This window comes from Jeotgalibacillus aurantiacus (assembly GCF_020595125.1).
Lineage (GTDB): Bacteria > Bacillota > Bacilli > Bacillales > Jeotgalibacillaceae > Jeotgalibacillus > Jeotgalibacillus aurantiacus.
The window spans coordinates 104598-117337 of record NZ_JACNMS010000002.1; the positions used below are offsets into that span (position 1 = coordinate 104598).

General features: G+C 45.2%; 11 protein-coding genes. 10 read left to right on the plus strand and 1 reads right to left on the minus strand.

The window, feature by feature from the left end; translation table 11 throughout:
• Positions 1 to 268 precede the first annotated feature (268 nt).
• From ahrC to H7968_RS05305, 5 genes are all read left to right on the plus strand, one after another.
• Complete coding sequence (gene ahrC / locus H7968_RS05285; protein WP_227395876.1) at positions 269 to 718, plus strand: transcriptional regulator AhrC/ArgR; 450 nt, start codon at positions 269 to 271, stop codon at positions 716 to 718.
• A 17-nt stretch (positions 719 to 735) separates the two neighbouring features.
• Positions 736 to 2424: a DNA repair protein RecN gene (recN, locus tag H7968_RS05290; protein WP_227395192.1), complete on the plus strand. Its 1689-nt coding sequence runs from the start codon at positions 736 to 738 to the stop codon at positions 2422 to 2424.
• Between the two features lie 109 nt (positions 2425 to 2533).
• Positions 2534 to 3547 (plus strand): SpoIVB peptidase, encoded by a 1014-nt coding sequence (gene spoIVB / locus H7968_RS05295; protein WP_227395193.1) that lies wholly within the window; start codon positions 2534 to 2536, stop codon positions 3545 to 3547.
• Positions 3548 to 3821: 274 nt separating this feature from the next.
• Positions 3822 to 4607, plus strand: a complete 786-nt coding sequence (gene spo0A, locus H7968_RS05300) for a sporulation transcription factor Spo0A (protein ID WP_134376573.1) — start codon at positions 3822 to 3824, stop codon at positions 4605 to 4607.
• A 118-nt stretch (positions 4608 to 4725) separates the two neighbouring features.
• Positions 4726 to 5445, plus strand: coding sequence for a glycerophosphodiester phosphodiesterase (locus H7968_RS05305; protein ID WP_227395194.1), 720 nt, complete (start codon positions 4726 to 4728; stop codon positions 5443 to 5445).
• 283 nt (positions 5446 to 5728) lie between these two features.
• Here the strand turns inward: H7968_RS05305 and H7968_RS05310 are convergent, their stop codons facing one another.
• A complete protein-coding gene (locus tag H7968_RS05310; RefSeq protein ID WP_227395195.1) occupies positions 5729 to 5968 on the minus strand; it encodes a DUF2627 domain-containing protein in 240 nt (79 codons plus the stop codon).
• A gap of 132 nt (positions 5969 to 6100) precedes the next feature.
• Here H7968_RS05310 and H7968_RS05315 point away from each other — a divergent pair, with 132 nt between their 5' ends.
• Genes H7968_RS05315 through lpdA form a run of 5 tightly spaced genes read left to right on the plus strand, consistent with a single transcriptional unit; the run spans position 6101 to position 12740 of the window.
• Positions 6101 to 8113, plus strand: coding sequence for a sigma 54-interacting transcriptional regulator (locus tag H7968_RS05315; protein WP_227395196.1), 2013 nt, complete (start codon positions 6101 to 6103; stop codon positions 8111 to 8113).
• 4 nt (positions 8114 to 8117) lie between these two features.
• The gene (gene yqiS / locus H7968_RS05320) at positions 8118 to 9020 is read left to right on the plus strand and encodes a phosphate butyryltransferase (RefSeq protein ID WP_227395877.1); all 903 of its coding nucleotides are present in this window, start codon (positions 8118 to 8120) and stop codon (positions 9018 to 9020) included.
• A 20-nt stretch (positions 9021 to 9040) separates the two neighbouring features.
• Entirely contained in the window at positions 9041 to 10135 is a 1095-nt protein-coding gene (gene bcd, locus H7968_RS05325) for a Glu/Leu/Phe/Val family dehydrogenase (protein WP_227395197.1), read from the plus strand.
• 32 nt (positions 10136 to 10167) lie between these two features.
• A complete protein-coding gene (gene buk / locus H7968_RS05330) occupies positions 10168 to 11304 on the plus strand; it encodes a butyrate kinase (protein ID WP_264476668.1) in 1137 nt (378 codons plus the stop codon).
• Positions 11305 to 11318: 14 nt separating this feature from the next.
• Positions 11319 to 12740, plus strand: coding sequence for a dihydrolipoyl dehydrogenase (gene lpdA, locus H7968_RS05335; RefSeq protein ID WP_227395198.1), 1422 nt, complete (start codon positions 11319 to 11321; stop codon positions 12738 to 12740).

The following is a 12740-nucleotide window of genomic DNA, read 5'->3' on the forward strand; positions in this document are numbered from 1 at the left end:
AAGGTCTGGACTCACCCGTAGACTCCTGCGGCAGAGAAGCGACAGGTGAGACAGCGTAATGCGGAGCATTAGCTGGCTCACCGCGCGGCCGCGGAAAGCGAAGGGTGAGTTCAGACCGGTTTTACATCAACATTCCCCTAAAATACTACATAATCCATTCAAATCTTCCACAATTCCCCCAGCCCATTTATGTACAAATCCATACGAATACGATACTATAAGTGTATAATTAAGTATAAATATTCATACAGACGGAGTGAACAACATGATCAACAAAGGACAGCGCCACATCAAAATCAGAGAAATCATCGTCAACAACGACATCGAAACACAGGATGAGCTTGTAGATGAGCTCAAAAATGCCGGATTTCCAGTCACACAGGCAACCATCTCACGCGACATTAAGGAACTGCACCTTGTAAAAGTACCGATGATGGACGGCCGTTACAAATACAGTCTGCCAGCAGACCAGCGCTTTAATCCTCTTCAGAAACTGAAACGAACGCTGACAGATGCGTTTGTAAGAATCGATGGAGCTGGTCACCTGTTAGTGATGAAAACATTGCCAGGTAACGCGAATGCTATTGGTGCGTTAATCGACAATCTTGACTGGGAAGAAATTTTAGGAACGATTTGTGGCGATGATACGTGCCTGATTATCTGTCGCACTGAAGAAGAATCAAAAGTGATTTCCCAGCGTTTTCTTGATATGCTCTAAAACAGAGGTGATTTGGAATGCTTCAGGACTTATCGATACGAAATTTTGCGATTATTGAAGAACTGTCACTTTCTTTTGAAGAAGGGCTGACAGTCTTAACAGGTGAAACCGGAGCGGGTAAATCGATTATAATTGACGCCATCCAGCTGCTTGCAGGAGGCAGGGGATCGGCTGAGTTTGTCCGCCATGGCGAAAAAAAAGCTGAGATTGAAGGGGTATTTACCGTGCCACCTGCACATCCTGTATATGAAAGATGTGAGCAATTCGGCATTGAAATTGAAGATGAAATGATCTTATTAAAAAGAGACATATCTGTCAGCGGTAAAAGTGCATGCAGAATTAACGGGAAGCTTGTCACGATTGCCATCCTGAGGGAGGTTGGCTCTGCTTTAATTGATATTCACGGCCAGCACGAGAGTCAGGAGCTGATGGACGAACAATTACATATTCATTTACTTGACCAGTTTGGCGGCGGTGAAATTTCAGCTGCGCGTTCAAATTACAGTGAAGTATTCGGGCTATACGATGATTTAAGAAAACAGATTCGATCACTTTCTGAAAATGATCAGCAGATGGCGCACCGTTTGGATTTGATCCAGTTTCAATATCAGGAAATTGAAAAAGCGGACCTGACTCTAAATGAAGACGAAGAACTGCTTGAAGAAAAAACAAAGCTATCCAATTTCGAAAGGCTTTTTGATTCTCTGCAAACGGCTTATAATGCGCTGCAGGGAGAACAGAAGGGACTTGACTGGGTAGGGCTCGCGATGTCTAATCTTGAGCAGGCCGGTGATATTGATCAGGACATTCAAGAAGTAAGTGAAGCGGTCAGCAGTCAGTTTTATATGCTTGAAGATGCAGCGAGGACGATCCGCCAACAGCTTGATAACCTGGAATATGATCCGGAACGGCTTCAGATTATAGAAGAGCGACTGAACGAAATTAATCAGCTGAAAAGGAAATATGGGTCATCTATTGAAGAAATCATGGAGTATTATTCTGCTATTGAAGAGGAAATTGAATCGATCGTGAACCGCGACTCTTCATTAGAGGAGCTGCAGAAAAAGTTGCATTCAGCAGAAAAAGATCTTCAGCTTGAAGGGGAGAACCTGACGAGCCTTCGCAAAAAATGGTCAGAACAGCTGACAAAGGAAATTCATTCTGAATTAAAAGCCCTTTATATGGATAAAGCTGTATTTGAAGTCCGGTTTTCCGAGACGAAGAATTTTCGGCAGGATGGGATGGACCAGATTGAATTTTACATCTCAACCAATCCTGGTGAGCCGCTGAAACCGTTAATCAAAGTTGCTTCAGGCGGAGAAATTTCACGGATGATGCTTGCTTTAAAAACAATCTTCTCACAGCATCAGGGGATCACATCCATCATATTTGATGAGGTCGACACCGGCGTGAGCGGCCGGGTGGCACAGGCGATTGCAGAAAAAATTTACTCAATCTCCACCCATTCACAGGTGCTGTGTATTTCGCATCTGCCTCAGGTTGCCGCCATCAGTGACCGTCACCTCTTCATATCAAAGGAAATCAAAAACGACCGAACGACTACACACGTTCTACCGCTTGAAAAGCAGGAAAGAGTGAGAGAAATCAGCAGAATGATTTCAGGTGTTGAAATCACTGATTTAACGATCAGTCACGCAGAAGAGCTGCTCGATCTTGCTCATTCAATCAAAAAATCGACTGTATAGACGTATAGTTAAAGCCATCCAATTACGGGTGGCTTTTTTATGTTGATGACGTTATAATCCGGTCTCGTTTCGCTCACATTAAGATAGAACGATGAAGGGAGGGAAGAGGATGAAAAAGCTGGTTCTTGTCTGTTGTATGTTGTTTATTATTCCGTTTTCCAGTCTTGCTTATGCAGTCGAATTAATTCCCGGAGGCCATTCAATCGGTATTACGATGCACGCAGATGGTGTAATTGTTGCCGGGTTCCATCCGGTAACAGCTGGAGAAAGTAGCGAGTCGCCTGCTGAGAAAGCGGGAATTCAGGTTGGGGACAGAATCAGCAAAATTGAAAAGCAGAAGGTAAAAAATGCTGGGGATATCAATCGTGTTCTTGCCGGAGTGAAGCATGATCAACAGAATCTTCAGGTTGAGATTATCAGGGCAAAGGAACCGGTTGTAAAAACCGTGCCGGTCGTGCTGGGTAAAAACAATAAAGCGCAGCTTGGCCTCTATATCAGAAATGAAACGCAGGGAGTTGGCACAATCACCTATATTAATCCTTCGACACTCGGTTTTGGTGCGCTTGGGCATATTGTGACAGATATGCATACAAGAAAACCGGTTGAGATGGCTGACGGAAACATTTTAAACGCGAAGATCGAATCCGTTCAAAAAAGCAGTGCGGGTAAACCAGGTGGAAAGATCGCCTTGTTTTCTTCAGAAGAAAAAGCAATCGGGGAGATCAGGGAGAATATCAACACCGGCATTTACGGAAATGTTTATGAAGCGATTCGTAATCCACTGTTTGATAAACCATTGGATACCGCGTCCAAAAATGAGATACAGCCTGGGAAGGCAGAGATTCTGACAGTCATTAAAAATCATCAGATTGAAGCTTTTGAGATCGAAATCGTTCATCTTGATGCAGAAATCCCCGGTGGCGGCAGGGGGATGATGATTAAGGTGACGGATCAAAGACTGCTTGATGAAACGGGTGGCATTATACAGGGGATGAGTGGAAGTCCGGTCATTCAGAACAATAAACTCGCTGGTGCAGTCTCACATGTGCTCATCCATGATCCTCATTCCGGTTATGCGCTTTTTATAGATGACATGCTGAAGAGTGAAGAAAAAGTTTCCTGATCATAATATTAAGCCCTGTCCAAACAGTCAGACAGGGCTGATTTTTAATAAAACAGGAGGAGGGGTGGTATTTTTTTCAAAAGGATGTTACACTACATAAAAGCAATTCGACAATATGTTTAATTATGTTGAAATATATCGAAAAATAAAGTTTCTTAAAGGATTTTGGAGAAAACCCCTATTTTTATGAAAAATATTATAAGATAAAAAAGGGGATTAACAATTAGTGTCGAACCCTTATTCAAAGGCAATTTAATTTGAGGAGGAATTTTGGGTGGAGAAAATCAAGGTTTGCATTATTGATGACAATCGGGAACTTGTATCAACGCTTGAACAGTTTATTTCGGAGCAGCCGGATATGGAGGTTGCAGCAACTGCCTATAACGGTCAGGAGTTTCTTGATCTGATCGAAACAACGGATGCTGATGTATGTCTGTTGGATATTATCATGCCGCACATTGACGGACTAAATGCTCTGCAGAGACTGAAGGAAATGGACCTGGATAAACAGCCCAATGTGATCATGCTGACTGCTTTTGGTCAGGAAGATGTCACAACGAAAGCGGTTGAGCTGGGGGCCTCTTACTTTATCCTGAAGCCTTTTGATATGGAAAATCTTGTTCAGACAATCAGACAGGTTCAGGGGAAAAAGAATCCACTATCACGATCAAACTCTTCAAAGCCCGTTAAATCGCCTCAAAGAAAACCAAATCTGGACGCAAGCATTACAGGTGTGATTCATGAGATTGGTGTGCCGGCTCACATTAAGGGTTATATGTACTTAAGAGAAGCTATTTCAATGGTGTATCATGATATTGAATTACTCGGATCCATCACAAAAATTCTGTATCCTGATATTGCGAAAAAATACAATACGACATCATCCCGCGTGGAACGGGCCATCCGTCACGCCATTGAAGTAGCCTGGAACCGCGGGAATGTTGAAGCGATCTCAAATCTTTTCGGCTACACCGTTTCTGCAGTGAAATCAAAGCCAACGAATAGTGAGTTTATTGCGATGGTGGCTGATAAGCTGAGACTTGAGCATAAAGCAAGCTGAATACGAACAAGTCGTTAGTCAATGGGCTGCGGCTTGTTTTTTTATGTCTGCAAGCAGGTAAAGAAGCGTATATTGTAAATTTGCGGGGAATACAGTTATTAGCGGAAGGGGGATGTTTATGTCTCAGATTATTGCTCATCGCGGGGATTCCGGACATTACCCGGAAAATACAATGAAGGCGTTTAAAAAAGCGATAGCTGCCGGGTGTGATGCGATTGAACTTGACGTTCAGCGGTCAAAGGATGGAGAGCTCGTGGTCATTCATGACGAAACGGTCAACAGGACAACAAATGGAACAGGATATGTGAAAGACCTGACTTTAAAAGAATTAAGACAGTTGAAAATAAAAAAGAGCCGCTTTCTCAGACCGGAAAAGATTCCTTTACTTGACGAAGTGCTTCAGTGGCTGCAAAATGAAGCGATTATGTGCCATATTGAATTGAAAAACGATAAAGTACGCTATGAGGGAATGGAAAAAGAAATTTTGCAAAAAGTTGCAGAGTTTAAATTAGATAACAGAATTGTGTATTCCTCCTTCAACCTCGACAGTGTCACAACGTTGAAAAAGTTGGATTCCCCATCTGAAGTCGCCTTTATTTACAATAAAAAAGGAGTCAATCCACTGTTGCTTCAGCAGACGGTCGGAGCAGATGCCATTCATGCCAATTACCGGGTGATGACTGAGCAGTTGATGCGCGATTGCCAGCGCCACGGTTTCCCTGTCAGGTTGTACACGTTGAATCAGGTGTCTCTTATTCAGAAGTGGATGGATGCAGGCCTTTCGGGTGTGATTACTGATTTTCCGGGCAGAGCTCTTCAGTTGAAGAAAGAGAAATGAAAAGGCTGCCTTATACCAATTTAAAGCAGCTTTTGCTCATAAAGCCGTGCCGGGACATTCCTTCGCTTCCGCGGCCGCGCGGTGAGCCGGCTGTGCTACGCACATCCGACTCGCCTGTCGCTTTACCGCCGAGGGAGTCTACGGAATGCCCCGGCACTAATGCTCTTACAATTAGAAGGGCATCGTTTTATAAGTGCGAACGAGCAGTAAGCTATGTTGAAAATATTAAAACAAAAGAGCCTGTCTCAGGAAATGCTGAGACAGGCTCTTTTACGATGTGTGTTTATTTTTCTTTTTGAAATCGTTTTTGCACTTTGTTGTTTTTGCGATCCCGGTGCAGGAGGAATCCCCCGATAAAACCGATTCCGATGATGAACATAATAAGACCTGCAACAAACTGCAGCCACAGGGCAGGCATCCATGAAGCCTGAATGCCAAAAAACATATCCCGCATCAGCTTAATGCCGTAAGCCGCGATAACGCCGGGGATTAACAGGACAATTAATGCTGCGATTCTTGCCATACGATTACTCCTTAAAACATGGTTATGCTATGACTATGCTGTGTAGAAAAAAGATTGTCAAGGAAAAGGCTTTCATGTACAATGAAGAAGGTTGCAAGAAGTTGCGTTATCGAACAGAAGGGATGAAATAAATTGCAAAAAGTGCTGATCGTCGGAGCTGGTCAGGGAGGGGAAGCCCTGCTGCAGGTCATGGCAGAAAGTGATGCGTTTCAAGTGTATGCAGTTGTTGACCGGAATAACCAGGCACCAGGGCTTGAACTGGCACGTGCAATGGATATACAGACCGGAAGTGACTGGCGTAATTATTTAACAGATCAAACAGATATTATTATAGATGTAACAGGGGATCATCAGACTTTTCTTGATTTACGGGAAGCAAGGTCTCAAAACACAGTTCTGATTCCGGGCAGTGTAGCTTCGCTCCTTTATCAACTGTTGACTGAAAAAGAATCGCTGATCCGTCATCTGGAGCATGATTCCTACATAAGAGAACTTGTCATGAATTCAACCCATGATGGCATGATTGGGATTGATAAGGATCACAGGATAATTCTATTCAATGACCGGGCATCTGAAATGGTCGGGATTGAAAAGGAAAAGGCGATGCACCAGTCTATCTACCAGGTTGTTCCATTAAGCGGCCTGCCAAGAATCATTGAAACCGGCCGGACGGAAAATCATCAGGAGCTCGTCCTTGATAATGGAGCAAAGGTTGTCACAACCCGGATCCCGATGATCAATGATCAGGGGGAGATTATAGGGGCTTTTGCGGTATTTAAAGATATCACAGAAGTAGTGGACCTTGCAGAGGAAATGACGAACCTGAAGGAAATACAGATGATGCTTGAGGCGATCATCCAATCGAGTGATGATGCGATATCGGTGGTGGACGAGCACGGAAGAGGTCTGCTTATTAATCCAGCATACACCCGGCTCACTGGACTTTCTGAAAGTGAAGTCATTAATCAGCCTGCAACGACTGATATCTTTGAAGGCGAAAGTATGCACATGAAGGTATTGAAGACGAGGCGGCCGGTTCGCGGTGTCAAGATGATTGTCGGCCCGAATAAAAAAGAAGTAGCGGTAAACGTCGCCCCTATTATCGTAAATGGTCAGCTCAAAGGGAGTGTCGGGGTTATTCATGACATGTCTGAGATTCAGGAGCTGTCCTCTGAGCTTGACCGGGCGAGAAGGATCATCCGTTCACTCGAAGCAAAATACACGTTTGAGGATATTATCGGCCGGTCCGATGAAATGATGCTGGTCACGGAACAGGCTAAGGTGGCAGCAAAAACGAATACGACCGTTTTAATCAGAGGGGAATCCGGCAGTGGGAAGGAGCTTTTCGCCCATGCCATTCACAACGCAAGCGACAGAAAGTATAAGTCGTTTGTCAGGGTGAATTGCGGATCTATGCCGGCTGCTTATCTGATGGAGGCGCTGTTTGGCAGGGAAACATCAGAAGGTTTTTTTGAACAGGCTGGAGAAGGAACGGTTTTCCTGGATGAGATCGGAGAACTGAGCCTTGAAGCGCAAAGGATGCTGCTTTCCGTGCTGGAGTCAAAAACCATCAGACGTCTTGGAACGACCGGTGAAGTGGCGCTAAAGGCGAGAGTCATCACCGCTTCTAATTTCAATCTTGAACGTGCCATCGGGGACGGGAGATTTCTGGAGGAATTGTATTATCACCTATCAAGGCTGACCCTTCAACTTCCACCGCTCCGGTCTCATAAGATGGATATTCCTTCTATATCAGACAGGCTGATTCAGAAGCTGAACCAGTCTTACGGCCGGCATGTTAAAGGGATTTCAGCCCTGGCACTCAGACAGCTGTATGAGCACAGCTGGCCGGGGAATATACGGGAACTTGAAAACGTTCTGAGCCGGGCCATGATATTTATGGATCAGAAGGATGACATGATAGAACCAAAACATCTGATTCCTCTTCATCCTTCCGAGGAGCCTGAAGAGCTGAGCGGATCTCTTGCAGATCAGCTTGAACGAGTTGAAAAAGAGATTATCCGTTCCACATTAAAAAAACATAAAGGCAATAAAACTGCCGCTGCAAAAGATCTTGATATTTCAATACGGAATCTCTACTACAAGATAGAGAAATATCAGGTTGAGAGTGAAAGGAGCAGTTGATTTGATTACATTTAAAGAGATTTTAGCAAAAGCGGAAGCAGCTGCGGATGTGACCGTGGCTGTTGCTTCCGCTGAAGACCATGAAGTCTTAAAAGCGGTCGATATGGCCCTTTCAATGAATCTGGGGAGATTTATCCTGACTGGTGATGAGATGAAAATCAATGAATTGATTGCCGCTCATTTCCCTCACCTTCTGGAGCATGCTGATATTGTCATCAGAAACGCGGATTCTCAGGCATCAGCCGCTTTATCGGCTGTAAAAGCTGTCAGCGACGGTGAGGCGTCAGTTTTAATGAAGGGTCACATTGATACCGCTTCGTTATTAAAAGCGGTACTGAATAAAGAAGTCGGGTTAAGAACAGGAAATGTTCTGTCCCATGTTGCTTTATTTGAAGTGCCTGCCATTGGCAGAAGTATTTTCGTGACGGATGCAGCGATGAATGTTGCGCCGGATCTTCAGCAGAAAAAGCAGATTTTAGAAAACGCCGTAAAGGTTGCGCATGGCATCGGGTTGTCGAATCCGGCTGTTGCGCCATTGGCAGCTGTTGAGGTTGTGAATCCGGCTATGCAGGCGACACTTGATGCTGCGGCACTGACGCAAATGAATCGCCGCGGACAGATCAAAGGCTGTCAGGTGGATGGTCCGCTGGCATTAGATAATGCTGTGTCGAAAGAGGCTGCCGGGCATAAAGGGATTGAGGGACCGGTTGCCGGACAAGCCGACATTCTGCTTGTTCCAAATATCGAGTCCGGAAACATTTTATATAAATCTCTGATGTATTTCGGGCAGAGTAAGGTCGGAGCAGTGATTGCCGGTGCAAAAGCGCCTGTTGTGCTGACTTCAAGAGCAGATACAGCAGACAGCAAGCTTCATTCACTCGCACTTGCGATTTGTACAACACATTAATTGATCAGGGGGAAATGAAAATGGAAATTTTTACTTATATGGAGAAATACGATTACGAGCAGCTGGTTTTCTGCCAGGATGAGAGCTCAGGATTAAAAGCCATTATTGCCATTCACGATACAACACTCGGACCAGCACTTGGCGGTACGAGAATGTGGACGTATAACTCTGAGGCAGATGCGATTGAAGATGCACTTCGTCTTGCTAAAGGGATGACTTATAAAAATGCCGCAGCGGGCTTAAATCTTGGTGGAGGAAAAACGGTTATTATCGGTGATCCACTAAAGGACAAAAACGAAGAAATGTTCCGTGCTTTCGGCCGTTACATTCAAGGTCTTGCCGGCCGTTATATTACAGCAGAGGATGTAGGTACAACCGTAAAGGATATGGACCTCATTCATGAAGAAACAGATTATGTAACGGGGATCTCACCTGCGTTCGGTTCTTCAGGTAACCCTTCACCAGTAACTGCTTATGGCGTTTACAGAGGAATTAAGGCGGCAGCAAATGAAGCATACGGCAGTGACTCTCTTGAAGGCAAGACGATTGCTGTTCAGGGTGTTGGTAACGTTGCGTTTACGCTTTGCCGTCACCTTCACGAAGAAGGCGCGAAGCTGATTGTGACTGATATTAATAAAGAAGCGGTGCAGCGTGCAGTTGATGAGTTTGGTGCAACAGCGGTTGAACCGAACGAGATTTATGGCGTTGACTGTGATATTTTTGCCCCATGTGCACTTGGTGCTGTCATCAATGATCAGACGCTTGAAGTGTTAAAGGCAGATGTCATTGCTGGTGCTGCAAATAACCAGCTGAAGGAAACAAAACACGGCGATATTCTTCACGAACGTGGAATCGTTTATGCGCCTGACTACGTGATCAATGCCGGCGGCGTGATCAACGTGGCCGATGAGCTTTACGGATATAACCGTGAGCGTGCGATGAAAAATGTAGAAAAAGTATATGATAATGTTGCGCGTGTATTTGAGATTGCCAAACGCGACAATGTACCAAGCTATCTTGCTGCTGACCGTATGGCGGAAGAGAGAATTGCGAAAATGGCGAAATCAAGAAGTCAGTTTCTCCGCAGCGAGCACAATATTTTAAGCAGAAGATAAGAATGAATAAAGCCGGTGCCCTTGATGATTCAATGGCACTGGTCTGTATTACTGGAGGGAAAAACGTGCAGGATCAAAACTACCGTATATTAGTAATCAACCCGGGTTCAACGTCAACGAAAATTGGTGTGTTTGACAGCGAAACAGCTATTCTTGAAAAAACGATTCGGCATGATTCAAGTGTGATAGACAGCTACAACAAAATCATCGATCAGTATCAGTTCAGAAAGCAGACGATTCTTGAAGCGCTTGATGAGGAAGGAATGAATATTTCAAGACTCGATGCCGTGTGCGGACGCGGTGGTCTGTTGCGCCCGATCGAGGGTGGAACCTATTCAGTGAATGAAGCAATGCTTAAGGACTTACGCAAAGGCTATTCCGGTCAGCATGCTTCCAATCTTGGCGGCATTATCGCCTATGAGATTGCACAGGGCCTGAACATACCATCCTTTATCGTGGATCCGGTTGTGGTGGATGAACTTTCAGACATCGCCCGCGTTTCGGGGTTTTCTCTGATTGAACGAAAAAGTATTTTTCACGCGCTGAATCAAAAAGCTGTTGCCCGCCGTGTAGCCAGGGAGTTAGGGAAATCTTACGAAGACTCTAACTTTATTGTCACGCACATGGGCGGGGGAATTACGGTTGGCGTTCATGAAAATGGACGGGTTGTTGATGTGAATAACGGACTGCACGGGGATGGACCATTCAGTCCGGAGCGGGCAGGGACCGTTCCGGCTGGAGATTTAGTGGAACTTTGTTTTTCAGGGGATTATTACCGTGAAGAGATCATGAAAATGCTCGTAGGCCAGGGGGGTTTCGTTGGCTATCTTGGCACGAATGATGCCGTAAAGGTTGAGCAGATGATCCAAAACGGTGATGAGAAAGCAAAAAAAGTATATGAAGCGATGGCTTATCAGGTGGCAAAGGAAATCGGTGCAGCGGCTGCAGCCATTAAAGGCAAAGCAGATGCCATCATTTTAACAGGGGGTCTTGCTTACGGAAAAGATTTTGTTGAACTGATCCGTGAGCGCATTGACTGGATTGCCGATGTCATCGTGCAGCCGGGTGAAAATGAACTTCAGGCTCTTGCAGAAGGAGCGCTCCGCGTGCTTCGTGAAGAAGAGGCTGCGAAAGTATATCCATTAGGGAATGTTTCAGTAAAAAGCTGACAGGAGGAATTTTCATGGCAGAAGAATATGATCTCGTCATACTCGGCGGAGGGACTGGCGGATACGTTGCGGCGATCCGTGCCTCACAGCTTGGGTTGAAAACGGCAATCGTTGAAAAAGGAAAGCTCGGTGGAACATGCCTTCACAGAGGGTGTATCCCGAGTAAAGCACTGTTAAGAAGTGCAGAGGTGTTTGCTACAGCAAAAAATGCTGCCGATTTTGGCGTTGATATTAAAGAGGCGGTATTAAATTTCACTAAAGTGCAGGAGCGTAAACAGGCGATTGTGGATCAGCTTCATAAAGGTGTTCAGCACCTGATGAAACAGGGTAAAATCGATGTTTTTGACGGCTTTGGACGAATTCTTGGACCATCCATTTTTTCCCCTATGCCGGGTACGATTTCAGTGGAAATGACGGACGGAACTGAAAATGAAATGCTAATTCCGAAAAATGTCATAGTCGCAACGGGTTCAAGACCGCGCTCACTGCCTGGCCTAGACATTGACGGCACGCATATTCTGAGCTCGGATGAAACGCTTGAGCTTGAAGAGTTGCCAGCATCTATGATCATTGTCGGCGGAGGCGTAATCGGGATCGAATGGGCATCCATGATGGCCGATTTCGGCGTTGACGTAACCGTTCTTGAGTATGCAGACCGTATTATCCCGACAGAGGATACGGATGTATCAAAAGAAATGGAGAAGCTGCTGAAGAAAAAAGGAATCACCATTGTGACAGGTGCAAAAGTCGATGCAGCAAGTGCCGAAAAGGGAGACGGTGTATCCATTTCAGCTGAAGTAAAAGGTGAAACGGTTACATATTCCGCTGAAAAAATTCTTGTGTCCGTTGGCCGAAGTGCCAATACGGAAGGAATCGGTCTTGAAAACACAGACATCCAGGTGGAAAACGGATTTATTAAGGTGAACAACAAGCTTCAGACGAAGGAATCCCACATTTACGCAATTGGTGATGTGATTGGCGGGCTTCAGCTTGCACACGTTGCTTCACATGAAGGTATTCACGCTGTTGAGCATATTGCAGGACTGGACGTATCACCTATCGACTACAGCCTTGTGTCGAAGTGTATTTATTCAAGCCCTGAAGCAGCAAGTGTCGGTCTGACTGAACAGCAGGCGAAGGACGAGGGATACGACGTGAAGATCGGAAAATTCCCGTTTAAAGCAATCGGAAAAGCGCTTGTTTTCGGGAAATCTGACGGCTTTGTAAAGATCATTGCTGACAAAGCGTCAAACGACATTTTAGGCGTTCATATGATCGGTCCTCACGTCACAGATATGATCTCTGAAGCAGGGCTTGCGCGTGTGCTTGATGCCACTCCTTGGGAAGTCGGCCAGACGATCCATCCGCATCCGACGTTAAGTGAAGCGATCGGGGAAGCGGCCCTTGCAGTTGATGGAAAGGCTATTCATTCATAA

Coding starts and splice junctions, on each gene's coding strand:
- H7968_RS05310 (WP_227395195.1), bottom strand. CDS start 5,968: ATGGCAAGAATCGCAGCATTAATTGTCCTGTTAATCCCCGGCGTTATC.
- H7968_RS05305 (WP_227395194.1), top strand. CDS start 4,726: ATGTCTCAGATTATTGCTCATCGCGGGGATTCCGGACATTACCCGGAA.
- lpdA (WP_227395198.1), top strand. CDS start 11,319: ATGGCAGAAGAATATGATCTCGTCATACTCGGCGGAGGGACTGGCGGA.
- buk (WP_264476668.1), top strand. CDS start 10,168: ATGGCACTGGTCTGTATTACTGGAGGGAAAAACGTGCAGGATCAAAAC.
- spoIVB (WP_227395193.1), top strand. CDS start 2,534: ATGAAAAAGCTGGTTCTTGTCTGTTGTATGTTGTTTATTATTCCGTTT.
- recN (WP_227395192.1), top strand. CDS start 736: ATGCTTCAGGACTTATCGATACGAAATTTTGCGATTATTGAAGAACTG.
- bcd (WP_227395197.1), top strand. CDS start 9,041: ATGGAAATTTTTACTTATATGGAGAAATACGATTACGAGCAGCTGGTT.